This is a genomic window from Cupriavidus sp. NPDC089707 (genome assembly GCF_044748965.1).
Lineage (GTDB): Bacteria > Pseudomonadota > Gammaproteobacteria > Burkholderiales > Burkholderiaceae > Cupriavidus.
Genome location: NZ_JBIVHB010000007.1, coordinates 287,452 through 311,527, shown reverse-complemented (window position 1 = coordinate 311,527; position 24,076 = coordinate 287,452). Strand labels below are relative to the sequence as shown.

The following is a 24,076-nucleotide window of genomic DNA, read 5'->3' as shown; positions in this document are numbered from 1 at the left end:
TGGGGGTTTTGGGCGCGCAGCGGCGCCGGCGGCAAGTCCCGATGCGCTGTGCTGGGGCGGTGGGCAGATCGCCGGCACAGTCATGGTGCAGTGCAGTGTGCCGCGCCGGTGCGGCGCAGCAAGAGGCCGATGCGGGTTATGGCTCGCCTTCGATGCGGCGGGGAGCGACGGGGATGACCTGCATGTCGCGCGGAGACACCAGCGTATCGTCCTCGTCGACCAGCGCCGCGCGCACCAGCTTGCCGCTGGCCTGCGAGCGGATCTGGACCGGGCCTTCGCCGCAAGGCGTCATGTGGCTGTCGCCCCATTGCATCAGGCCGATCAGCACCGGCAACAACTCCACGGCGGCGCGGGTGGGGCGGTACTCGAAGCGCTCGCGCTCGCCGGGCTCGCGATAGCCGACCTTGCGCAGCAGGCCGGCTTCGGTCAGCGTCTTGAGCCGCGCGGACAGGACAGCGGGCGAGCATTCGAGCCGCCGCAGGAAGTCGTCAAAACGCGTTACGCCGTGGAATACGTCGCGCAGGATCAGGATCGTCCACTTTTCGCCGATCAGCGAAAGCGTGGCGGCGATCGAGCATTGGCGGAGGTCGGGCGCAGCGGCATTCATCATGCAGCCAGCTTAGCACGCTGACTTCATTTGCAAAAGTCAGGTTATTGCCTATACTCTGGCTACAAATAGTGTATTCAGGGGTGTGGCATGACAGGCAGGGCCGGATCGACGACAGGGCAAGCCACCAGCGAACCACAGGCAGAAAGCTGGCCGGTAGGACGGGGCGGGCAGGTGACGATGCGCCGCACGAACGTGCTGGATCGCGGCGCGCTGCGGGCCATGGTCGATGGGCTGTCGCGTGAAAGCCGCTACTTCCGCTTCCTCACCGGCGGGCGCGTGGTCGACGAGATCGTCGATGCGCTGGCCAGTCCGGCGCCGGGCAATATGGCTTTGGCGGTGGTCGCACCCGACGCGCAAGGAACACCGGCCATCGTCGCCAGCGCCGAATACGTAGTGACCGGCGGCGTCGCCGAATTTGCGGTGGTCGTCGCAGATGGCTGGCAAGGGCAAGGGCTGGGCCGGCGCCTGATCACGCGGTTGCGCGACCATGCCCGTGCGGCCGGCTTGCGCGCCATGCGCGGCGACGTGCTTAGCGAGAACCGCCGCATGCTGGCGATCCTGCGGGACCTGGGTTTCGGCAGCCGCCGCAATCCAGAGGACAGCTTGCTGCACGAAGTCTCGATGACGCTGCGGGAAGAAGCCGGCAGCAGCCAGTGGCTGCCGGCGGACTGGTTCGGCGCGTACTGAGCGCTACGCCAGGTTTCAGCCGGCGTCGCGCTTGCCGCGCGAAGTCGCCGTGCAACCGACCGAAGCCGTGATGATGCTGGCGATCGCCAGCCACTGCAGCGGGCTGAGCTGTTCATGCAGGAACACCAGTCCCGCCAGCGCACCCATGGCCGGCTCCATGCTCAGCAGGATGCCAAAGGTGCGCCGGTGCAGGCGCTTGAGCGCCACCATTTCCAGCGAATACGGAATCGCACTGGACAGCACGCCTACCGCCAGTCCCGCCAGCAGCAGCGGCGGGCTGAGCAGCGCGCTGCCGGCGTGCGCCACCCCGAACGGCAGCACCACCAGCGCCGCCATGGTCAGCCCCAGCGAGGTGGCCTGGCCGCCGTGCGCGTTGCCGGCCTTCTGCCCGAACACGATATAGAGCGCCCAGCCCACCCCGGCGGCCAGCGCGTAGCCGATGCCAACCGGATCAAGCGTGCCGGCCGCCTCGCCAATCGGCAGCAACAGCAGCAGGCCCATCACCGCGCACGCAATCCACAGGAAGTCGATGGCGCGCCGCGACGACATCACCGCCACTGCCAGCGGTCCGGTGAACTCGATGGCAATCGCCAGCCCTAGCGGCACCGTGCGCAGCGACATGTAGAACAGCAGGTTGGTCGCGCCCAGCGCCGCGCCATACAGCGCGATCGCCAGCGCATTGGCGCGCGTGAGCGGGATGCGCCACGGCCGCCATACGCACAGCAGGATCAGGGCCGAGAAGCTGACCCGAAGCGCCGTGGTGCCTTGCGCGCCGAGCGCGTCGAACAAATGCTTGGCGAACGACGTGCCGACGCACAGCGACGCCATCGAGCCGGTCAGGGCCAGGACGGCAAGGAGGGTCGAGCTTTTTCCGGAGGCGGTCTGCTGCAATTGGAATCCTGGGGGAACGCTCGCGTCTGGTGCGCGATGCAGCCGCATCATGCGGCAAGTCCCGCCAAGGCGCCATATACAGGTTTCGGTGCGCAGCGCTGTACAGTTGTTCCGGTCTGCCCGACCTCAATGGCTGTGCGCCGCCGCCTTGCGCCGCTTGCCCGGCTTGCGCGCGCAGTCTGGGCAGCGCCCCAGCAGCGTCAGTTCGTGGTGTTCGACCTCAAATCCCGGCGGTGTGATGTCTTCCAGGTGCCCCGGGCACCCCTCCAGCGGAAACACGCGGTCGCAAGACAGGCACTGGAAGTAGTGCCGGTGATGCCGGTGCGTGACCGCTTCCCCCGGATGGTCGGCCAGTTCGTAGCGGTCTGCCTGTCCGGGCAATTCGACCGCATGCAACTGCGCATCCTCCAGCAACGCCCGGATATTGCGATAGACGGTGGCGAGTCCCAGCGACGGCACCTCGCGCTGTGCGGCCTCCAGGATCTCCGCCGGGCTCAGTGGCCGGCCGGCTTCCTTCAGTGCTGCCAGCACGGCGCCACGTTGACGGGTCATGCGTTCCATGACTAAAATCTTAATGAGAACTTATTATCATTAAAGCGCGTGCCGGTGCCAGCCGCCACGCGCTGCTCTTACGGGGTGTCAGACATCATGCTGCTTTCGCAGCCTACTATCGGCGGGCGTACCCGCATCGCCGGTCCCGCCGCGCTGCTGCTGGCGTGGTCCGCATTGGCCGATGCCGCCGATGCCACCAACGCCACCAACGCCACCACTTCGCCCGATATTACGCTGCCGACGGTTTCGGTGGTTGGCACCGCATCATACAACCCGCCCGACGCCACCGGCGCCACCCGCACCGACACGCCGCTGCGCGAGATCCCGCAATCCGTGCGCGTGGTGCCGCGTGCCATGCTCGACGATATCGGCGCGACCCGCTTCGACCAGACCTTCGACTATGTCAGCGGCGTGGCGCGCCAGAACAACTTCGGCGGCTTGTGGGACAACTTCGCCATGCGCGGCTTCACCGGCCACGAGAACACCGGCGCCGGCTACCTCGTCAACGGCTTTGCCGCCAACCGCGGCTATGCCGCGCCGATGGACGCGGCCACCATCGATCGCGTCGAAGTGCTCAAGGGGCCCACCTCATCGCTGTATGGGACCAGCGAGCCCGGCGGCACCTTCAACGTCGTGACGCGCCAGCCGCAGTTCCGGCCGGCGCAGGGCTATTCGATGGAGCTGGGCACGCGCGACGGCTACCGCGCAAGCGCGGACATCACCGGCCCGCTTGGCGAGAGCGTGGCAGGCAGGCTGATTGCCGTGGCCGACCACCAGGGCAGCACGCGCGACTTCATCCACAGCCAGCGCTACCTGGTGGCGCCTTCGTTCACATGGGCGCTCGGCAACGACACCATCCTGCAGTACGCGGCGGAGTTCCAGCGCTACGCCACGCCGATGGACCGCGGCGTGGTAGCGGTCGACGGCCAGCTCGGCCGGATCCCGCGCTCGCGCTTCCTGGGTGAGCCCAGCGACGGCGACATGCGGCTGGACAGCCAGTCGCACCAGCTCAGCGTGGAGCACCAGTTCTCGGACAAATGGAAAGGGCGGCTCGCGCTGTCGTACCGCGGCGGCGCGCTGACCGGGCATTCGAGCGAAGCGACGTCGCTGGCCGCCGATGGCCGCACGCTGTGGCGCCAGCATCGCTACCGTGATTTCCAGTCGGACGATGTCTCGCTGCAGGCCAGCGTGACCGGCAAGTTCACGACCGGTCCGATCGGGCATGAACTGCTGATGGGGGTGGATGCCTATCGCTTTGGCAACACCATGGCGATCCTGCGCAAGAACCCGACCGCCGCGGCGCCTTACGCAATCGATATCTACGATCCGGTCTATGGCCAGCCGGCACCGCCCATGCCGTGGAACACGGACACGTACGAGCGCCAGCGCAATCTCGGCGCCTATGTGCAGGACCAGCTCAGCCTGGGCGAGCGCTGGCGCGTGCTGGCCGGCGCGCGTTTCGACGCCTTCGACCAGTCGCTGGACAACCACCTGAGCGGCACCCGCGCCACGCAGCACCAGAACGCAGTGTCGCCGCGCGTGGGCGTGAGCTATCTCGCCAGCCATAACGTCTCGCTGTTTGCCAACGCCAGCCAGTCGTTCCGCCCCAATGCCGGCACGGATGCCGCGGGCCAGCCGTTCGACCCCGAGCACGGCCGCGCCGTCGAGGCGGGCGTCAAGTTCGACAGCGACGACCGCCGCACCGGCGCTACGCTGGCGGTGTACGAGATCCGCAAGCGCAATGTGCTGGCCAGCGACCCGGCCGACCCGTCGTACTACATTGCCGCTGGCGCAGCGCGCAGCCGCGGCGTGGAACTCGATGTGGCGGGGCAGTTGGGCAAGCACTGGCGCGTCTCAGGCAGCTTTGCGCTGACCGATGCCGAGATCACGCAGGACACGCGCCTCGCGCCGGGCACGCCGCTGACCAATGTGCCGCGCACCAGCGGGAGCCTGCTGGCAGTTTATGAAGACGCGGCGCCAGTGGGCCAGCGCTATGGCATCGGCGCGGGCTTGCGCTACGTGGGGCGGCGTTCCGGTGATGCGCGCGATTCGTTCTCGCTGCCCGCCTACGTGGTGGTGGATCTGCACGGCTATTGGCAATACAGCCGCAAGGTGCGATTCACGTTCAACGTGGGCAACCTGTTCGACAAGACTTACTACGCCAGCTCGTACAGCAACCTGTGGATTGCCCCGGGGGCGGGCCGCAGTGCGCGGGTCGGCTTGCTGCTTAGCTATTGATCTTGCACGGGCCTTGGCCCGTTGCCATTGTTTTTGCCGCGGGCCGCGCGGCCGGCTCCCCCGCCGGCTGCGGTCCCTTGATGCACTGCATGGACGCGTCATCGCGATTCATCGGCAACGCGCATGGACTCCCCCCATGTTCGCGTGGCAGGTCGCATGGATGGCGTGGCGGTCTCGCGGCGCTCTTACACTGCCGGCGTGCTCCTCAGCGCGGCGCGACGGCTACCGGTGCTGGGGCTTGTGCCGCGCTTGGCGCTGCCGGCGCCGGCGTCCGCGGCGCGGCAGGTGCCGCCGGTCCGGCTGGCCGGGGGCCGGCGCCATTGCCCGTGGCATCCGCCACCTCCCGCCAGCCGCCGCCGAGCGCCTTGTACAGAGATACGCGGCTGGTCAGCCCGGCCAGCTTGTACGTAACCAGCGACTGCTGCGCGGCGTAGAGCTGGCGCTGCGCATCGAAGACGCCGAAGTAGTCGTCAACCCCGTTCTTGAAGCGCATCTCCGACAGCCGCCGGGTCTCGCTGCCTTCGCGCACCAGCGCTTCCTGCGCCTTGACCTGGCGCTCGTAGGTCGCGCGCGCCGCCATGCTGTCGGCCACTTCGCGGAAGGCGGTCTGGATGGTCTTCTCGTAGTTCGCCACGTTGATGTCCTTGCGCACGTTGGCGGCATCCAGCCCGGCACGATTGCGCCCGGCATCAAAGATCGGCAATGTCACCTGCGGCGCGAACAGCCAGGCCATGCCGCCGGAGAACAGCCCCGCCAGGCTGGTGCTGGCCACGCCCAGCGCGCCGGTCAGCGAGATGCGCGGGAAGAACGCCGCGCGCGCGGCGCCGATATTGGCGTTGGCGGCCTTGAGCCGGTGCTCGGCGTCGAGGATGTCGGGGCGCCGCTCCAGCAGGCTCGATGGCAGCCCCTCCGGGAACTCTTGCATCAGCGTGCGCGGCTCGAGCGCATCTGCCGCCGCGCCCGCAGCCGGGTTGCCCCCCCCCGCGATCGACTTCGGCAACTGGGTGCCGACCAGCAGCGCCAGCGCGTTCTCGTCCTGCGCCACCTGCCGCGTGTACTGTTCCACGCCGACCTGTGCGGTCTGCACCTGGGTTTGCGCACGATGCTGGTCCAGTTGCGCCATTGCGCCCGCCTGGCGCCCGCGCCGCACCATCTCGGCAGCCTCCTGCTGCGTCTTCAGCGTGTCCTGCGACAGCCGCAGCAGCTCGCGGTCCGCGCGCAGCGTCAGGTAGGCGTTGGCAACCTCGGCCACCAGCGCGATTTGCGCGCTGCGGCGTGCTTCCTCGGTGGCCAGGTATTGCTCCAGCGCCGCATGCTTGAGGCTGCGCACCCGGCCGAAGAAATCGAGTTCGAATGCGGTAAAGCCGATGCCGGCGTTGTAGGTGGTGATCTGCTGCGACTGGCCCGGCGCGCGCACCTGCGACGACAGGCGTTGCGACACCACGCCGGCATTGGCCTCTACCGTCGGGAACTGCGCCGCGCGTTCGATCTGGTAGAGCGCGCGGGCTTCGTCGATAGAAAGCGTGGCTATGCGCAGGTCGCGGTTGTTCGCCAGCGAGAGTTCGATCAGCTGGCGCAGTTGCGGGTCGACGAAGACATCGCGCCAGCCGAGATCGGCGGCGGAAGGTCCGGGCGGCTGCACCGGCTGAGCAGGCTGGCCAGGCTGTCCGCCGGCGGGGCGGGCCTGCGGCGTGCGGTAGGCGGCGCCATCCGGAAACGCCGAAGGAATCGGCGCGTCTGGCCGTTGGTATTGAGGCTCCAGCGTGCAGGCTGCCAGCGCCAGCGACAGCGCCAACACCGAGGTGCGGGGCAGCAGGCGTGGTGTGCGGAAGGAGTGGCGGCTCAGGCTTGGCATGAAGGATTCCCGGAGAGTCAATGAAAGGCGGTCATTGTTCAGCCCATCAGCGCGCGCCGCATGAAGCGCGAGAGCGCTAGCCGCGGCTGGCCCTGGCGGGCGATGTTGTGAGCGGGATCGCTGAACAGCAGGCGGATCAGGCTGTGGCGCGCTGCCATGTCGGCATGCAGCGCGATGCCGAGCAACTGGTGCTCGCGCCGTACCACGCGGCACGGAATCCAGCCGGTCTGCGCCAGCCACACCGCGCCCTCGGCGCCAGGCTGGAAGGCGGCAGCCAGCGGCGTAGTCACGGCCACGCCGTTGCAGGACAGGTCGCGCGTGGTGACGCGGTATTCGCGCCCTTCCACGCGCAGCAAGGCCGCGGCGCGATGCGGGAACCGCTCTTCCTTGCGCGGCCGCGGCAGCTCCACGCAAACCAGGAACGAAGCCAGGTAAAGCATCAGCGCCACACCGGTCCATACCGTGTTGAAGGCCAGCCCCGTCGCGTCGGCGTCGACCACCAGCGCGCGCCCCAGGCCCAGTGCCGACAGCGCCAGCAGGCCAGCGTACAGCGCCGCGAACTTGCCGTGGATCACCAGCTTCGAGCGATCCAGTCCCTTGTTGGTGACCTTGAACGGCCGCCCGAACGGCTTGAACATCGCGCTCACCAGCGACGCCGTCACCGCCAGCGACGCGACGATCTGCGTGACTTCGGTAAAGATCGGCAGCGCGCGCTGGCCGGTGATCCAGATGCTGTAGGCCCAGTACGCCACCAGCGCGGGCAGGCCATAGGCGAGGAATTGCAGCGGTTCGCCGTACAGCGTGGAGACGCCGAAATACCAGTACAGCAGCGGCCCCGCCAGCAGCATCAGCGTGAATGGCCGCGACATCCAGTGCAGCAGCCCATGCACGTAGTGCAGCCGCTGCACCGCGGTGTAGCCGCGCCCGCGCAGCGGCCCGTCGGCGGTCAGCGCCACCTGCACCGTGCCCAGGCCCCAGCGGCTGCGCTGGCTGATGTACTCGGGCAGCCCTTCGGCGGACAGTCCCACGCTGAGCCGCTCGTTGAGCCAGCGCGTGATATAGCCGTGCCGCAGCAGCCGGTAGGTGAGATGGATGTCTTCGGTCACGGTGCCGGTCGGGAAGCCGCCGATCTGTTCGATCAGGTCGCGCCGCACCACGAACGAGGTGCCGATGCAGAACGCCGTGCCCCACGCATCCTTGGCCGGCTGCATCACGTCGAAGAACGCGCGCTGCTCGTCGACCCAGCACTCGGTGGCGCGCAGGTTGTACTGGATCGGGTCGGCGTTGTAGTAGAACTGGGGCGTCTGCACCACGCCCACGCGCGGGTTGCCGAACAGGCCTACGGTGCGCAGCAAGATGTTGCGGTGGGGCGCGAAGTCCGCGTCGAGCACCAGGATGTACGGCGCGCCGCCGGCTTCGGCGCTGTGGCGCAGGCCGTTGTTGAGATTGCCGGCCTTGGCGTGGGTATTGTCCGGGCGGGTCACATAGTGCGCGCCGACGCCGTCGCAGAATTCACGCAGCCAGTCGCGGCGCGTGTCGTCGAGCACCCAGACGCGAAAATCGGGATAGTCGATCGCCAGCGCCGAAACGATGGTCTTCTCCAGGATGTCCAGCCCTTCGTTGTAGGTGGCGATGAAGATGTCCACGCGTGGCACGTGCGCGGCGCGGCGCAGCGCGGATTCGCCGGCATCGGCCGCGGGCGAGTGGTTGCTGTTGCGGCCGAGCACCACGATCGAGAGCAGCGTGTAGGCGAGCGTCATGCACTCGAACGCAAAGAACACATGCGCCCATGCGCTGGCGAAGGTCGGCTGCCAGTCCGGCAGCGTCTCGCGCACGCGCCAGGTCAGGTACACCAGCAGCAGCAAGAAGGTGATGCCGCCGAACAGCATGCGGTCCGCGGGCCGGTCCTGGCGGCACAGCAGGGTCAACAGCACCATCGCCAGCAGCACGCCGCCGTTGATGGCCAGCAGCGACTGGTTCTCGAGGAAGAGGGTGAACATCGTCAGTCCTTGCTGGTGGTGTTGGCATTGCCCGCGGCAATGGCTGGCGGCGGACACGACGGGTCCAGGCAGCCGCCAGGACGGAACGGGTTCCAGCGCGCCGCCGCCAGCACGGCCCACGCGGTGGCGCCAAGATGCGGCAGGTGGAAGTAGTAGAAGTCTTCGGTGGTCGACGTGGGCCCGATCGACAGCCCCGTGCTGATGCGCGCATCGGGCGTGGCGTAGAGCAGGCCCGAGGGAGCGCGCTGCGACAGCAGCAGCGGCCACAATGGCTGCGCCTGTTGCGCGCGGCCAGCGGCCAGCAGCACCAGCGCGGCCTGGCCGGTGCCCTCGGTCCAGATCCCGTCCGGGCTGGCCTTGAAACCATACCCCGCGCCGGCGCGATGGCGTGCGTCGACCCAGCCCAGCCCCCGGTGCCAGTCGCGCGGCGGATCGGGCAGCGCGATCAGCGGCCACAGCACGGCATCGAGCGCCGACGGACCGGCATTGAGGGCGCGGCCGTCATCTTTTGTGCCGATTGCAAAACGGCCCTCGCGCGCCTGCCACATGGCCTCGACAAAGCCGCGCGAACGCGCCGCGCCGTCGCGCCAGCGCGGGTCGTTGCGCCGGCTGGCGAGCCAGCTGAAGGCGGCATAGGTGTCGACGTTGTGCTCGGTCGATTTCCAGCCCTGGCGGATCTGCTTGGGCTCGTGGCCGAAGAAGCCGCCGATATAGCCGGCGGGGGTGCTGGCATCGGGCACGCTCGCGTGGACCCAGCCCATGAGCGCCGCGGCCCCGTCCAGGTAGCGTGGGTCGCGCGTGGCCTCATGCACGGCCAGCAGCAGCAGCGCGGCCCAGGCGACGTTGCCGGTGGCGGTGCCAGCCTGGTAGGGGTCCTCGAACCAGCGCTTGCTGGGCTCGTCCCACCAGCCGGGCAACGGTGTTGGCCCTGCGGGCAGCGGGCCGGCGCGATAGGCGTTGCGCAGCCGCGCGTCGCGATAGTGGCGGTCTTGCCGGCTGGCCTGCAGCACGGCGTCGGCAATGCGGCGCGCTTCGGCGGGGCGCTTGCACGCGACCAACGCGATTCCCGCCAGCGCGTTGTCGTAGACGAAAGCCGCATTGCGCAACGCCGGCGCCAGCGGCTCGCCGCCCGGCGCGGGCTCATAGCTGGCCAGGAACACCGGGCCGCTGCCGGCTTCACGGCCGACCCGCTCGGCCAGTGCCTTGCAGCCTTCGGCCAACAGGGTTTGCTGCGACGCTTGCGCATGCGCGGCCGCCGGGGCGAGCGCCAGCGCTGCCGGCAGCAACAGCGCAGCGGCGAGCCGGCGCAAGCGCGGCGGGGACAACGGTGGTCGGATCATGCTCGTCTCCGTGGTGTCCGTTCAGGTCGGTTCATGCCTGCTCAGGCCCGTTCATGCCCGTTCATGCCCGCTCAGGCTCCATCAGGCCGGTAGGCTCACGTCAGCGATGCCCGCATCTGCCCCAGCCAGCTTTGATCCAGCGTCACGCGCGCCCAGCGGCCCATGCCGCAGTGGCCCGAGCTCGCCGGTGCGGTGCCGCCCGCGCTGGCCGTGGTCGCCGATGCGGCTGCATTGGGCTTGTCCGGCAGCTTGCCCAGCGGCCGGTCGAGCTTGGCGATGACGTAGATCTCGTTCTTCTCGATCGGCGGGAACGGCACGAAGTAGCGCGCCTGGTCGCCGTCGGGCGCGCGCGGCAGGATCTCCGCCACCGATGCCGGCAGCGCCGCGGGCAGCCCGTCGACATGCACGTTCAGGCGCGCACCCGGCAACAGGTTGTCGCTGAGGCTGCGCGGGAACACTGCCACCACGCGCGTCTGCCCGCAGTTGCTGGCGCGCGCCAGTGTGGCGCCTGCCGCCACGCGCATGCCGGGCTGCGCGATCAGGTCTTCGATGGTGCCGGGCTCGGTCGCGCGGATCTCCAGGTTGGACAGCCGATCGATGCGCTGCTGCTCGGTGGCGAGCAGCTCGTCGACTGACTTGCCGTACGCCTCGAGTTGCTCCAGTTCGGCGGACAGCTGCGCGGATTCGGCGCTCAGCGCCTGGCGCCGCTGTGCCAGCGATGCGCTGGGGCCGTCCGCCGACGAGGCATAGACCTTGTTGCGCGACGCTTCGCTTTCGCCGACGGCGCTGTCCAGCTCGGCTTTCACCGCGGCCTTGGCGTTGGTCAGCATCGACAACTGGTAGCGCGAAGCATTGGTGTAGGCCTCGCTCACCGCGCCTGCCCACTGCATGTTCTGGTTGCGGTTGACGATCTCCTGCTGCTGGTCCTCCTGCGCGGTGGCGGACGCCAGCCGTGCCTGCAGCGCGCGCACGCGCGTCGCATGCTCGCGCTGCGCGGCGCTGTTGTAGCGCTGCAGGTCCTGCTCGGTGGCGCCCATCAGCCTGCGGTTCGATTCCAGCCGCGCCCGCGCGGAATCGTAGCGCTGCTGCGTATCGAGCTTCTTGCCGGTCAGCTCGACCAGCAGCGAGCGGTCGATGTTCGGGTTCTGCACCACCATCAGCGGCTGGTTGGCGGTGAAGCTCTGGCCCGCTGCCACCTTCTGCTGCATGACGATGCCTTCGACCGGGGAGGTCACCAGGCTGACGGGACTGTTGATCACGGCACGCTCCGACGAACGCGTAAATACATTTGGAAACATCATCGTCAGCACCGCCCACACGATGAACAGCACTACGCCATAGCCGGCCATGCGCGGCACGATATGCCACAGGGGTACGGCCACGGGCTGCTGGCGCTGCACCAGGCCGTCGCCATGCGGCTGGCGCTGCGATGCGGGGGCCAGCGAGTGGCGCGGGGGCTGCGGGGAAGGCGGGGGCGGTGGGTTGTTGCGCTGGTCGGCCATGGTCTTTGTTCTCCGGCAAGCAAGTCAAAAGCATCCCTCCCGGCTGCAGGCACCGCATGCCGGACGAGCAAAATTCGCAGGCAAGCGCGTGGCGTCGCGCAAGGGCTGTCGCGCGATGCCCGGCCTGCAAGTCCCCAATTCAGCTTGTTGTCTGCAGCACGCGCGCTGCGGCAGTCAGCCGCGGCGGCGCACCTTGCATCGGACCTCGGTCCGGTCCGTGGATTTGCCCGTTCTGTTTCGGGCAGCGTTGATCCATGGCCGATCGTTGCTGCGGGCAGCAAGGCGATGGCCACAATGTGGCAGCCTGTTGACGCAAAGAATCATGCACTCAGGCCGCCGCGCGTGAGTTAAGGCTAGACAGTTGCCCCTTGGCTTGCTGTAAAAATGTGTAAGACGAGGGCGTAGTGCTGCTTAATGCGGCCTTCATACTGGCGGCTACGGAAGTGAGGAGGCGGTGCGTGCGGACAGGCTCTCAAACCGTTGTCAGGCGCGGACTGCAGACTGCTGCAAAAGCGCTGACTAACCGCTTACCTATCGTTACGCGTGATCATCCGCAGCAAGCGGTGGGGCGATTTGTTCCAGCGGACGGCGTTCGGCATCGATGCCAAAACGCAACGCCAGCAGGCCGGCTATGATGACGAGTGCCGCACCAAGGCCATAACCCGCAGCCACGGCTTCGCGGCTGCCGCTCTCGATCAGCGCGCCCAGCAACAGTGGCGCGATAAACCCGCCGGAGCCGGTACCTGCCGCATAGAACACCGAGATCGCCAGGGCACGCATTTCCAGCGGGAACACCTCGCTGGCAGTGAGATAGGCGGAGCTGGCCGCCGCCGAAGCCAGGAAGAACACGGCCGACCAGCACAACGCCTGCGCGCGCGCATCGAGCCAGCCTTCGACAAAGGCCCAGCCGGTCAGCGCCAGCCCGATGCCGGCCAGCACATAGGTCGCGGCGATCATGCGCCGGCGCCCGATATGGTCGAACAGCGGCCCCAGCAGGAAGGGGCCGGCGGCATTGCCCAGGGCGAACGGGAAGATGTACAGCGCGACACTTGCTTCCGGCACGTGGTAGAAGCGCGTCAGCACCAGTGCATAGGTGAAGAAGATGGCGTTGTAGAAGAACGCCTGCGCCACCATCAGCGCCAGCGTGATCGTGCTGCGCTGGCGATAGCGCCGCAGCAGCAGGCGCATGACTTCGCCCACGCCGGGGGCAGCGCGCCGGCGCATCGCGACCGCGACGCAATCGGATGCGACCGGCGGCAGCGGCCCATGACGCGCGCGCACCTCGGCTTCGATCGCGGCGACCACGCGCTCGGCTTCTTCCAGCCGCCCGTGCGTGGCCAGCCAGCGCGGGCTCTCGGGCACGTGCCGGCGCACCACCACGATCGCCACCGCCAGCAGCGCGCCCAGCGCAAAGCAGGCGCGCCAGCCCCATACCGGCCCGAGCACGCGTGCATCGAGCAGCAGCAGGCTCAGGCCCGCGCCCAATGCCGCGCCGAGCCAGAAGCTGCCGTTGATCGCCAGGTTGACACGCCCGCGCACGCGCGCGGGGATCAGTTCGTCGATGGCGGAATTGATGGCCGCGTATTCGCCGCCGATGCCCAGCCCGGTCAGGAAACGGCAGGCGGCAAAGAAGGCAAAGTCCGGCGCGAACGCGGTGGCCAGCGTCGCCAGCATATAGACCGCCAGCGTGGCCAGGAACAGCCGCTTGCGCCCGAGCTGGTCGGCCATGCGGCCGAACACCAGCGCGCCGATGACCGCGCCGAGGATATAGAGCGAGCCGGTCCAGCCGATCTGCGTCGCGCTCAGCGCCAGCGTGTCCGGGCGCTCCAGCACGGCGCCGACCGAGCCCACCAGCGTGACCTCGAGCCCGTCGAGCACCCAGGCAATACCCAGCGCGATGGTGACGCGCCAGTGCCAGCGCGACCACGGCAGGCGGTCCAGCCGCCCAGGGATGTCGGTGCGGAATGCGGTATCGAGCGGAAGGGTGGCGAGCGCGCTATCGGCCGGCGTTGCGTTCGGCATTGCCAACCAGTATAGGATGCGCCGCGGCGCCCGGCTTCAGCGGTACAGCACCGTGGGCAGCCAGAGGCCGATGCCGGGGAAGACGTACAGCAGCACCAGCGCAATCACCTGGATGCCCATGTACGGCAGCATGCCCAGGAAAATCTGGTTCAGCGTCACGTGCGGTGGTGCCACGCCCTTCAGGTAGAACGCGGCCATTGCCACCGGCGGCGACAGGAACGCGGTCTGCAGGTTCAGCGCCACCAGCAGGCCGAAGAACAGCGGATCGATGCCGAAGTTGTCCAGCAGCGGGATGAAGATCGGCATGAAGATGATGATGATCTCGGTCCATTCCAGCGGCCAGCCGAGCAGGAAGATGATGATCTGCGCCAGGATCATGAACTGCACCGGCGACAGGTTCAGCGACAGCACCCATTGCTCGACCAGCGCCTGCCCGCCCAGCAGCGCGAACGCCGCCGAGAAGATCGACGAGCCCACGAACAGCCAGCACACCATGGCGCTGGTCTTGGCTGTCAGCAGCACCGATTCCTTGACCACGCGGAAATTGAGCTGGCGGTAGGCGGCTGCCAGCACCGCGCCGCCCAGCGATCCCACCGCCGCCGCTTCTGTCGGCGTGGCCAGCCCGAATACGATCGAGCCCAGCACCGCCAGGATCAGCAGCGCCAGCGGGAAGAACGACCCCAGCAGCATCTTGAAGATTTCCAGCCGGGCGAAGCTGAAGCGCCAGTAGAAGTAGGCCATCAGCACAACCACCACCCCTAACGTGATCCAGAACCAGCGCGGCGCGGGCGTGGCAGCGCCTGCAGCGGGTGCCGGCTGTGCATCGGCTTGTGCAGCGGGAGTTGCCGCGGGTGTTGCAGCGGGAGTTGCGGGCGGAGTCGCGGCCGGTGCGGCAGTACCCGCGGGCGCGTCTGGCGCCGGCACCGGCGATTCTTCCGGCGGCGCCTGCAGCTCATCCAGTGGCGCGCTGCTTTCCTCGGCTCCGCCAAGCGACAGCGGCGCTTCGACCCCGACGCTGGCTGCGGGCGCGGTCACGGCCTCGTACAACGTGCCCATGATCACCGCCACGGCTAGCGCGGGCAGCAAGACGATGCCTAATTGGCGCGCGAACGCGGCGGTGGATACGTCTGCATTGCGCGGGCCCTTGAACGCGCGCAGCATGCCGGCGCCGAAGGCGGGCAATGCGCGTACCGCGCCGCCGGCCTGCAGCGTGCCGGCCAGTGCCGGCAGCGGCACCGCACGCTCGCTCTCGGGCAGCGGCGGCGCCAGCGACGGCTTGAGCTTGGCGATGATCAGGATGTAGAAGATGTAGAGCCCGGTCAGCATCAGCCCCGGGAAGAAGGCGCCGGCATAGAGCTGCACCACCGATACGCCCGCCGTGGCGCCATACACGATCAGCAGCACCGAAGGCGGGATCAGGATGCCCAGGCAGCCGCCGGCAGTGACCGCGCCGGCCGACAACGTCGTGTTGTAGCCGGCGCGCAGCATCGCGGGAAACGCCAGCAGGCCCATCAGCGTGACCACCGCGCCGACAATGCCGGTGGCGGTTGCGAAGATCGCGCAGGTCACCAGCGTGGCTACCGCCAGCGAGCCGGGGATCCAGGCCAGCGCCAGGTGCAGGCTGCGGAAAAGCTTCTCGATCAGGTTGGAGCGCTCGACCAGGTAGCCCATGAAGACGAACAGCGGGATCGAGATGAGCACGTCATTGGTCATGACGGCATAGGCCCGCTGCACCATCAGGTCCAGCGTCTGCTGCACCGCGATCTCGGGATTGGCGTGGCGATAGGCCAGCCATGAGAACAGCACGCCCATGCCCATCAGCGTGAAAGCGGTAGGAAAGCCCAGCATGATCGCCACCACGATCAGCGCGAGCATCAGCAGGCCGAGATGCCCGCTGGTCCAGTCGGCGGGCGCGGGCATGAACCAGATCACGGCGCCGACAATCAGCACCATCAGCGTGACGCCGAACCAGAGTTCCTTTCTCATCGCGGGCCGTCCTCGCGGTGGGGTGGTGGAGGCGTCTCGACCAGCTCGGCCGTGGGCGTGCCATGCACCATTTCCTTGAGCTGGTCGACGTCCACTTCCTCGACATCGCCTTCGCGCTGCGGCCATTGCCCGCGCCGCAGGCACAGCACGCAGCGGATGGTCTCGGCCACTCCCTGCAGCAGCAACAGCGCGCCAGCCACCGGGATCACCGCCTTGAACGGGTAGATCGGCGGCCCGTCCGCGGCGATCGACGAATGTTCGTTCTGCGCCAGCGAGACCTGGAAGAAGTCGATGCCGGCCCAGGCCAGCGCGATCACGCCGGGAAAGAAGAAGGCCAGGTACAGCACCAGGTCGATCGCCGCCTGCATGCGAGGTGACAGGAAGCCATACAGGATATCGCCGCGCACGTGCCCGCGCTTGGCCAGCGTGTAGGCGCCGGCGAGCATGAACAGCGTGCCGTACAGCATGTTGCTGGCATCGAATACCCACGCGTGCGGAGCGCCCAGCGCGTAGCGCGAGAACACCTCGTAGCTGATCATCAGCGTCAGCGCGATGATCAGCCACGAGCCGGCCTGGCCCACGAATGTGCTTACCCGGTCGATGCCGAACAGCAGGCGTTGCACGATGGCGTCCCGGCGCTGCTCAGGTGCGCTTGGCGAAGTAGTGGCTTGTCGCCAGCCGGAAGTCGACGTTGGTGTCGTTCTGCCAGCGGGTGGCGCGCTGCGCGAAGGCCTTCATCGAGTCGTTGACCTTCTTGAACATCGGGTTTTCCTTTTCCTTGCGCGCCACGATCTCGTCCCAGATCTTGAGCTGCGCCTGCAGCACCGAGTTGGGCGTGGCGTAGAACTTCACGCCCTGCGCCTGCAACGCCTGGTAGTCCTTGGAGTAGCGGTCGATCGCCTTCATCGACATATCCGCCGAGGCCGCCTCCACCGCGTTGGCGATCAGCGCCTTCATCTTGGCGGGCAGCGCGTCATAGCGCTTCCTGTTGAACAGGATCTCGAACTGCTCCGAGGTCTGGTGGAAGCTGCGCAGCATGCAGACCTTGGACACGTCCTGGAAACCCAGCGCGCGGTCCGAGCTGGCATTGTTGAATTCGGCGGCGTCGAGCAGGCCGCGATCCAGGGCCGGCACGATCTCGGCGCCGGGCAGCGCGTTCACCGCGGCGCCCAGCCCGGTGAAGATATCGATCGACAGCCCGACCGTGCGGAACTTCAGTCCCTTGAAATCCTCCGGCTTGGTGATGGGCTTCTTGAACCAGCCCAGCGGCTGCGTCGGCATCGGCCCGTACAGGAACGAGACCACGTCGAGGTTCAGGCTGCGGTAGATCTCTTCCTGCAACTGCTTGCCGCCGCCGTACTTGTGCCAGGCCAGCAGCATGTTCGGATCCATGCCCCACGCGGGGCCGGAGCCCCACAGCGCCAGCGCGGAGTTCTTGCCGTACCAGTACGCGATCACGCCGTGGCCGCCGTCGAGGGTGCCCTTGCTGACGGCATCGATCAGGTCGAACGCCTTGACGACCGCGCCGGCGGGCAGCAGTTCGATCTTCAGGTCGCCGCCCGACATGTTGTTCACCTTGGCGACGAAATCGCCGGCAAACTCGTGGAAGATGTCCTTGGTCGGCCAGGTGCTCTGCCAGCGCATGGTGACGGGACCCTGCGCCTTGACGATGGCGGGAAATCCCATTGCCGCGGCGCCGGCTGCTGCCCCGGCGGCCCCGCCGAGAAAGCCGCGCCGCGAGACGCCGCTCGCGCCGCCAGTCTCGGCAGCAGCCTGCTTCGCCTCTGTTTTCCTCGTCCTGGATGCCATGGTTGCCTCCATGTGTGGGTGGGATGGCCGCGAGCGCTGGCCATGGGCCGAGGCAGCTCGCCACTGTCTTGAACACCGGAAAAGTCGGGAAAATCGGGAAAGCGATGGACCAGGAGGCTGCGTGCGCGCTGCGCAGGGTGGTCGTTGATTCCCTTCATGGTAGGAAAGGGACAGAGAACCACAATCTAGGGATTACCCGCGCGGTGAGGGCTGGCTCACTTTGGCTTTGCTGGGCGCGGGCGCTGATGCGGCATTGCCGCAAGATTCAGGCGCGCGCAATCCCCACCGTGAACTCGCCCTCGAGCGCGCCGCCGGCATCCGCGTGCGGACTCACGCGCACAGTGCTGGGCCTGCTGCCGGCAATCGGATCCCGTGCGGTCGGCCGCGTCGGCACGCCGTGCGCGCGGTAGGCAGGGTGGCTGCCGAGCACCTGGCGGCTGAGCGCATCGTCGAAGTACAGCTGGCTGGTCAGGACTTCCGACTGCGCCAGCAGCACTTTGAAATGGATATGGATGGCGCGCGACGGATACCAGCCGGGGTAGATTGTGGTGAACGTCGCCACGCCGTCGGCCCCGGTGGCCTGCACGCCGCGCAGGTAGCGCGCCTGCCTGTTGGTGGCAATTTCGGTGGCGCTTTCGCCGCTATAGCTGCCATCGGCGTCGCAGTGCCATACGCTCACCAGCGCGCCGTGGACGGGCGCGCAGCCGCGCTGCGCCTCGAGCACGCGCAGGCGCAGCCGCAGCGGCTGGCCGGGGCGGCCGTCGCGTATATCGGCGCGCATCAGCGCGTCGTCAAGGTAAAAGGGCCCTTCGGTGGCCTCAGGGGTGAGCAGGCAGGCTGCCGGCGCCTGTGCTGCTGCGGTGCCAACGCCGGCGAGCGCAAACAGGCCGCCCATTTCTTGCAGGAAGCGGCGGCGCGCGGTGTCGGCGGTGTTCGGATAGGCTGTCCCGACAAAGCCGGCTGCAGGGCGTGCGTCCATGTGGGTCTCCGTGGGATGGCGGGGTACGCGCTGCTGCGCGGGTGCGGGTCAGCCGGTCTGGATGATGGGCGGGGCGCCTCAGCGTCCCATGGCTTTCAGCATTGAGTAGCCGTGGCTGGTGATGCGCGGCTCCTGCCGGCAACCGTGCAGGACTTCAAGCCGGACCAACTGTTTTTCGACCAGGGCCTCCAGGTCGGTGGGATCGATCTGGCGGGGATCGCTCGAATCGAGGGAGTCGGGGCCGTCGCTCAATAGCAGCAGCGTGGCAAGTTCATGCGGGCTCAGCACGTTCATCTCCTTGGCTAGAGGGGGCGTTTGCTGGGAGTCTGCAGGGCGCACGCGGCGCCTGCGCGAAGAAGCGCGCCGTGGAGACAATGGCACTTGCGACGGCGCGTGCTGCGTTGCGGCACGAATGCTGCAGCGCGGTGCACGGTCGTATGCCCGGTCTCAGGCGGCTAGCTTCTTTGACGGCACCGGTGGCGCACGGTTCCTTGCCAGGGCTTGTCGTTACAAGTGGCCTCGCGCTAACCGGTGTCGGAGCCATTATCGACCAGCGACGATGACAGCGTGATGGCCATGCCGGCAGCGTGGGCTTGGCCGGCGGCACGCGCGGCCAGTCATTCGCTTTGGCACTGGATCCTATTCAAAACCTTAACTTCCGGCGCGTGGTGCCGGCGTGACAGAATGCCGCGGCCAGGCCGCTCCGGCTGCGCGACCATGGCCTCTTTTTTCTCAGCCGCATTCCGCACGGAGATCCTTGCATGCTGGCCGCGCGCCTGCTCCTCTGTCTTGCCTTTGTCATCGCCATGCTGACCCACGTTTCCTCCACGGCCGGCGCTTTGCCGGCCACCGAACTCCATGCCGCCGCGGCCAGCGGCGACACCGCACGCGTGCGCGCGCTGCTTGCCAGCGGCGCCACCATCGACGCCCGCGACGCGCAGGGACGTACCGCGCTGCTGGTCGCCACTCATCACAACCAGGTGCAGGCGGCAAAGGTGCTGATCGAGGCCGGCGCCGACGTCAATGCCAAGGATGCGATCCAGGACAGCCCCTATCTCTACGCCGGCGCGCGCGGCCACAACGAGATCCTGCGCATGGCGCTGGCCCACGGCGCGGACCTGCGCAGCACCAACCGTTACGGCGGGACCGCGCTGATTCCCGCCGCCGAGCGCGGGCATGTCGAGACCGTGCGCATGCTGATCGCGGCCGGCGTGGATGTCGACCATGTCAACCGGTTGAAATGGACGGCACTGCTGGAGGCAATCATTCTCGGCAACGGCGGCGCCGCGCATACCGAGATCGTGCGCCTGCTGGTGCAGGCGCGTGCCAACGTGAACCTTGCCGACGGCGAAGGCGTCAGTCCGCTGCAGCATGCGCGCCAGCGCGGCTATGCGCAGATCGAGCGCATTCTCAGCGCCGCTGGCGCGCGCTGAGGACGCCGGCGCTCTGGGCCATCCACGCGACGCCCTGTGGGCCGTTCAGGCGAATCGCCTCCACCATGCCTCATATATACTGTCAGTGTGCATACAAAATGGTGAAGGCGATGTCCCCAAGAGCAAAGCGCAGTGCAACGAGTGAAGGCGGCAATACGGCAACTGCCGTGCCGGAAGCGGATCCGGCCAAGGAATTGCTCTGGGCCCGTCCGGGGTTTCTTGTGCGGCGGCTTCACCAGATCCACGTGGCGATGTTCTTCGAAGAATGCAAGGCGCCCAATATCACGCCAGTCCAGTACGCCATCCTGACCGTGCTGTCGGTATTGCCAGGACTCGACCAGACCTCGCTGGGGCAGGAAGTGGGGCTGGACCGCACCACGACCATGGACGTGGTGCGCCGGCTGGAAGACCGCGGCCTGGTCGAGCGCCGTGAAAACCCCGCCGACCGGCGTACGCGCCACGTGCACCTGACGCGAGAAGGCAAAAGCGTGGTCACGTCGCTGCGAGCCGACATGGCGCGCGCGCAGGAACGCATGCTGGCGCCATTGAAGCCCGCGCAGCGGGAGGTGTTCATGGAGTTGCTGGCGACGCTGGTGGAAGCCAACAACCAGTACAGCCGGACCGTGTTGCGCAGCATGTAAGCTAACGGCGGGCGCAAGGCCCGCCGTCTTTCATGGCGATGCCGTTCAGACCGGATAAACCAGGTCGTTCGCAATGATGGTGGTGTCATACACCACCTGCCGCTCGCGCAGCAGCAGCCTGCCGCCCTGGCGGCGGAAGCGATCGTGATAGGTGCCGGCGAGGTGGACCGTCGTGGGCCCCTCTACCAGCGTCTGCAACAGCATGAAGTTGGCCTGCGCCACGATATCGCCGTCGGCCGTTTCAGCGCTGACCCGCGTGTTGGTCACCAGGTGCAGGTTGTAGCGCGGCGCGAACATCTGCGTATTGGCGATCGCCGCGGCGCGGTCGCGCATCATGCCGATGCCTTCGGCATACACCAGCCCGACGGGCAGGTTGCGTTCGGCGTTCTCGCGCGCGGTGATGCGGTAGAGCGCATCCTCGGTGAAGAAGCCTGGCCATTGCTCGACCATGCCAGCGTCGAGCACCGCGCAATAGTCAGCGTGGAAGGCATCGATCTCCAGCCGCAGTTCGATCGCGCGCGCGGTGCCGAGGGTGCTCTCGCGATAGAGGGAGTAGTTCAGCGGTTTCATATTGCTTTGGATTCCGGTCAGGCGGCGTTCAGAATCCCATCACGCCGCGATAGTACTGGTACATCGCGCGGATCGCGGATTCAGAGATCAGGGAGCTGGACGTGCCGATCTGCTGCGCGTCCAGCTTGAGCACATTGAGATCGCTGCTGGAGCGGCGCACGCCTTCCTGCACGAACTTCATCGCCTCGTTGTCCTCCAGCCCGAGGAAGCCGGCCGGACCCATCAGGTTGCCCTGGCGCAGGCGGTGCTGCGTCATTTCCTCGGTATCGTCCTCGTAGCCAAACATGGTCCACAGCATCAGCATGCTGTCGGGACCGTTGGGCACGATCTGGCGCACGCCGAGCGTGTTCATCTCGCGCTGCACGATCAGGTTCGGCCAGATCGTCTGCATTGTCACCGACCATGGCGAGTCGAACTCGCGCACGTACTCCAGGAAGCGCTCGTCCTCCAGCTGCATGCCTTCGTGGTACGAGCGCATCTCCTTCTTGTTCTCGTCGCTGACGGCCGCATATTTGTCTTCCTTCTTGGCCGATGCCATGGTGCCGTGGCGGCCGTGCATCGGGTCGGCGATCATCGCCGATTCGTTGCCCGCCACAAGCAGGCCAAACACTACCAGGAAGGAGTGCAGCAGCGTGGCGTGGTAAGGGTCCTTCAGGTTCTCGTGGTACATCTTCCAGTTGCACGGCAGCTCGTTCTTGTAATAGCCGAGCACCTTGAGCGGCTTGCCGTTGAAGACCACGTCGAAGTCCTTCAGGATCTCCGGCGTCATGTAGTCTTCCAGGCTTTCCATGTCAGGCGCGTATGAGGCAAAGATCACGCCGTTGCGCGTCGCCACGTGCAGCTTCACCAGCCCGTGGTCTTCGTTGCGGAAGTCCTTGGGCATGCCGCCGGCACGGTTGACGCCGCGTTTGAACGGAACGCCCTGCAGGTTGCCCTTCAAGTCGTAGGACCACTGGTGGTAGGGGCAGACGAATTCCTTGGTGTTGCCCTGGCTGTGGCGGCAGAACTCTGCGCCGCGGTGCGCGCACCGGTTCTCGAAGACATTGATCGAGCCGTCCTCGGCGCGCGAGACGACCACCGGCGTCGCGCCGACATACGAGCGCTTGAAGTCCCCGGCATTGGGGATCTCAGCTTCCAGCGCGACGTAATTCCACGAGCGGCCGCGGAAAATTTTCTGCAGCTCCAGATCATGGACGGCCTGGCTGGTGTAGACCCAGTCCGGGATGTAGTGGAGGCCGTCCTCGGGCCAGCGGCATTCTGCCAGTCCCGGGTTCTTCTTGCCCAGCGTGTGCTGGATCACCGCTTGTGTCTGGTACATGTGGGGGGTCCTCTCAGAGTGTGATGGAGCGGTCGGCTTCGGCCTGCCATTCGCGGACGACCTGCCGCAGCGGCAGGGTGTCGTCGCACAGGCGTGCGAAATAGGCGGTGACGTCGTGGCCGACCAGCGAGCGCAGCTGACGCAGGTCGCCGCCGGCATTCACGGCAATGGCATGGCTCAGGCGGCCGTGGCGGGTGCCGAGCAGCATGAATTTCGGGGCGGCGGCATCGTGGGCCCCTATACCGCGCCAGGCATAGCGGATATCCGGATGCGCGGCGCCGAGTATCTGCACGTTGCAGCCAAACTGGTCGGTCCAGAACCACGGCAGCGCAGCGGGTTCCGCCGCCACGCCCAGCAGGGACGCCGCAGCGATGCGTCCCTGCTCATTGGCGCTTTGCCAGGACTCGAGCCGGACCTCGGTGCCGAACAGCGGCTGGTACTGGCTGCAGCAGTCGCCAGCGGCGTAGATTCCTTCCGCGCTGGTGCGGCACTGTTCGTCGACCTGGATACCGCCGTTCTGCGGATGCAGCGCCAGACCAGTGCCGGCGGCGAGCGTCACTTCCGGTGTCAGGCCGATGGCGACCACCACCAGCGGTGCGTGCAGCACCGAACCGTCCGCCAGCTGCAGATGCACGCCATCGTCGCGGGTGTTGCAAGCGGCAATGCCGCAACCGAGGCGCAGGGTCACGCCTTGCGCCCGCACCCGGTCCGCCAGCCATGCACCAAGCTCCGGCGGCAGGGCGCGGCCAAGCAGGCAGTCCGCGCTTTCGACCAGCGTGACCTTCAGGCCCATGCCTGCAGCGGTCGACGCGGTCTCCAGGCCAAGGAAGCCGCCGCCGATCACCACGAGCTCGCCAACGTGCTGCATGGCGTCGCGCAGGCGCGCCGCATCGTCCAGCGAGCGCAGGTAATGCACATGTGGCGTGCCCGGCGGCAGCGCCGGCAGCACGCGGGCATTGCCGCCGGTGGCCAGCAGGCAGGCGCCGTAGCCGATGGCGCTGCCGTCGGCCAGGTGCGCGACATGCCGTGCGGCATCGAGCGCGGTGACGCAGGCGCCCAGCCGCAACTCTATGCCTTGGTCAGCATAGAAGCTGGCGGGTTGCACGCCGATCTTCCCGTCCTGTCCGGCATCGGCGAGCACGGACTTGGACAGAGGCGGGCGCTCGTATGGGGCGTGCCGTTCGCCGCCCGCCATGACGATGCGGCCGCCGTAGCCAAGGCCGCGAAGCGCCGCGGCCGCCATGGCCCCCGCCTGGCCGGCGCCGACGATCAGGATGGGCGTGTGCTGTGTCATGACCGGCTCCCTTACAGCTCGACCCACACCCGGCTGTCTTCGATCTTGACCGGGTAGGTGCGGATATCTCCGGTCGCGGGTGCGCACATCGCCTTGCCGGTGCGGATGTCGAAGCGGGCCTGGTGCAGCGGGCATTCGATACAGCCGTCTTCCAGATAGCCATCCGACAGCAGGGCATACTGGTGCGTGCAGACGTTGTCGGTGACAAAGTACGCGTCATCGCTGCGATAGACGGCAAGCTGGCGATCACCCAGCGTCAGCGGCATCACCTCGTCGTTCTGCAGCGTGTTGGCCGCATCGATGTGAATCCATGCCATGGTTATCTCCGTGAATCTAATTTGTCAGTACA

At 67.5% G+C, this 24,076-nt stretch carries 21 protein-coding genes; 4 read left to right on the top strand and 17 right to left on the bottom strand.

Annotation, left to right across the window (positions count from 1 at the left end; translation table 11 throughout):
* Window positions 1–136: 136 nt before the first annotated feature.
* On the bottom strand, window positions 137–610 hold the full coding sequence (locus ACIP1U_RS14690) for a winged helix-turn-helix transcriptional regulator (RefSeq protein ID WP_400316058.1): 474 nt from the start codon (window positions 608–610) through the stop codon (window positions 137–139).
* Window positions 611–787: 177 nt separating this feature from the next.
* Here ACIP1U_RS14690 and ACIP1U_RS14685 point away from each other — a divergent pair, with 177 nt between their 5' ends.
* The gene (locus ACIP1U_RS14685) at window positions 788–1,297 is read left to right on the top strand and encodes a GNAT family N-acetyltransferase (RefSeq protein ID WP_400316056.1); all 510 of its coding nucleotides are present in this window, start codon (window positions 788–790) and stop codon (window positions 1,295–1,297) included.
* A 15-nt stretch (window positions 1,298–1,312) separates the two neighbouring features.
* On the opposite strand, the gene ACIP1U_RS14680 is transcribed toward ACIP1U_RS14685, so the two are convergent.
* Together ACIP1U_RS14680 and ACIP1U_RS14675 are read right to left on the bottom strand one after the other, a co-directional pair.
* Window positions 1,313–2,188 (bottom strand): EamA family transporter, encoded by an 876-nt coding sequence (locus ACIP1U_RS14680; protein ID WP_400316053.1) that lies wholly within the window; start codon window positions 2,186–2,188, stop codon window positions 1,313–1,315.
* A 126-nt stretch (window positions 2,189–2,314) separates the two neighbouring features.
* The gene (locus tag ACIP1U_RS14675) at window positions 2,315–2,749 is read right to left on the bottom strand and encodes a Fur family transcriptional regulator (RefSeq protein WP_400316050.1); all 435 of its coding nucleotides are present in this window, start codon (window positions 2,747–2,749) and stop codon (window positions 2,315–2,317) included.
* Between the two features lie 87 nt (window positions 2,750–2,836).
* Here ACIP1U_RS14675 and ACIP1U_RS14670 point away from each other — a divergent pair, with 87 nt between their 5' ends.
* Complete coding sequence (locus ACIP1U_RS14670) at window positions 2,837–4,978, top strand: TonB-dependent siderophore receptor (RefSeq protein WP_400316047.1); 2,142 nt, start codon at window positions 2,837–2,839, stop codon at window positions 4,976–4,978.
* 205 nt (window positions 4,979–5,183) lie between these two features.
* Here ACIP1U_RS14670 and ACIP1U_RS14665 read toward each other — a convergent pair whose 3' ends face one another.
* The 10 genes from ACIP1U_RS14665 to ACIP1U_RS14620 form a co-directional block, all read right to left on the bottom strand.
* On the bottom strand, window positions 5,184–6,833 hold the full coding sequence (locus ACIP1U_RS14665) for an efflux transporter outer membrane subunit (protein ID WP_400316045.1): 1,650 nt from the start codon (window positions 6,831–6,833) through the stop codon (window positions 5,184–5,186).
* 38 nt (window positions 6,834–6,871) lie between these two features.
* Complete coding sequence (locus ACIP1U_RS14660; RefSeq protein WP_400316043.1) at window positions 6,872–8,833, bottom strand: glycosyltransferase family 2 protein; 1,962 nt, start codon at window positions 8,831–8,833, stop codon at window positions 6,872–6,874.
* A 2-nt stretch (window positions 8,834–8,835) separates the two neighbouring features.
* Window positions 8,836–10,173, bottom strand: coding sequence for a hypothetical protein (locus ACIP1U_RS14655; RefSeq protein ID WP_400316041.1), 1,338 nt, complete (start codon window positions 10,171–10,173; stop codon window positions 8,836–8,838).
* Between the two features lie 95 nt (window positions 10,174–10,268).
* Window positions 10,269–11,675 (bottom strand): HlyD family secretion protein, encoded by a 1,407-nt coding sequence (locus ACIP1U_RS14650; RefSeq protein WP_400316039.1) that lies wholly within the window; start codon window positions 11,673–11,675, stop codon window positions 10,269–10,271.
* A gap of 537 nt (window positions 11,676–12,212) precedes the next feature.
* Window positions 12,213–13,697: an MFS transporter gene (locus ACIP1U_RS14645; RefSeq protein WP_400316036.1), complete on the bottom strand. Its 1,485-nt coding sequence runs from the start codon at window positions 13,695–13,697 to the stop codon at window positions 12,213–12,215.
* Window positions 13,698–13,733: 36 nt separating this feature from the next.
* Entirely contained in the window at window positions 13,734–15,683 is a 1,950-nt protein-coding gene (locus ACIP1U_RS14640) for a TRAP transporter large permease subunit (protein WP_400316034.1), read from the bottom strand.
* Window positions 15,680–16,306, bottom strand: coding sequence for a TRAP transporter small permease subunit (locus ACIP1U_RS14635; protein WP_400316031.1), 627 nt, complete (start codon window positions 16,304–16,306; stop codon window positions 15,680–15,682). The genes ACIP1U_RS14640 and ACIP1U_RS14635 overlap by 4 nt, the downstream gene beginning before the upstream one ends.
* Before the next feature lie 19 nt (window positions 16,307–16,325).
* On the bottom strand, window positions 16,326–17,369 hold the full coding sequence (locus ACIP1U_RS14630) for a TRAP transporter substrate-binding protein (protein WP_400316103.1): 1,044 nt from the start codon (window positions 17,367–17,369) through the stop codon (window positions 16,326–16,328).
* A 388-nt stretch (window positions 17,370–17,757) separates the two neighbouring features.
* On the bottom strand, window positions 17,758–18,471 hold the full coding sequence (locus ACIP1U_RS14625; protein ID WP_400316028.1) for an intradiol ring-cleavage dioxygenase: 714 nt from the start codon (window positions 18,469–18,471) through the stop codon (window positions 17,758–17,760).
* A 78-nt stretch (window positions 18,472–18,549) separates the two neighbouring features.
* Window positions 18,550–18,759: a hypothetical protein gene (locus ACIP1U_RS14620; RefSeq protein ID WP_400316102.1), complete on the bottom strand. Its 210-nt coding sequence runs from the start codon at window positions 18,757–18,759 to the stop codon at window positions 18,550–18,552.
* Between the two features lie 473 nt (window positions 18,760–19,232).
* Here ACIP1U_RS14620 and ACIP1U_RS14615 point away from each other — a divergent pair, with 473 nt between their 5' ends.
* Together ACIP1U_RS14615 and ACIP1U_RS14610 are read left to right on the top strand one after the other, a co-directional pair.
* A complete protein-coding gene (locus ACIP1U_RS14615; protein ID WP_400316025.1) occupies window positions 19,233–19,904 on the top strand; it encodes an ankyrin repeat domain-containing protein in 672 nt (223 codons plus the stop codon).
* Between the two features lie 110 nt (window positions 19,905–20,014).
* The gene (locus ACIP1U_RS14610) at window positions 20,015–20,545 is read left to right on the top strand and encodes a MarR family winged helix-turn-helix transcriptional regulator (protein WP_116385969.1); all 531 of its coding nucleotides are present in this window, start codon (window positions 20,015–20,017) and stop codon (window positions 20,543–20,545) included.
* 45 nt (window positions 20,546–20,590) lie between these two features.
* On the opposite strand, the gene ACIP1U_RS14605 is transcribed toward ACIP1U_RS14610, so the two are convergent.
* The 4 genes from ACIP1U_RS14605 to ACIP1U_RS14590 are packed head-to-tail and all read right to left on the bottom strand — an operon-like array spanning window position 20,591 to window position 24,044.
* A complete protein-coding gene (locus ACIP1U_RS14605) occupies window positions 20,591–21,115 on the bottom strand; it encodes a nuclear transport factor 2 family protein (RefSeq protein ID WP_115665201.1) in 525 nt (174 codons plus the stop codon).
* Window positions 21,116–21,143: 28 nt separating this feature from the next.
* Entirely contained in the window at window positions 21,144–22,433 is a 1,290-nt protein-coding gene (locus ACIP1U_RS14600; protein WP_400316021.1) for an aromatic ring-hydroxylating dioxygenase subunit alpha, read from the bottom strand.
* 13 nt (window positions 22,434–22,446) lie between these two features.
* Entirely contained in the window at window positions 22,447–23,727 is a 1,281-nt protein-coding gene (locus tag ACIP1U_RS14595; protein WP_400316019.1) for an NAD(P)/FAD-dependent oxidoreductase, read from the bottom strand.
* An 11-nt stretch (window positions 23,728–23,738) separates the two neighbouring features.
* On the bottom strand, window positions 23,739–24,044 hold the full coding sequence (locus ACIP1U_RS14590) for a non-heme iron oxygenase ferredoxin subunit (protein WP_092313234.1): 306 nt from the start codon (window positions 24,042–24,044) through the stop codon (window positions 23,739–23,741).
* Window positions 24,045–24,076 lie beyond the last annotated feature (32 nt).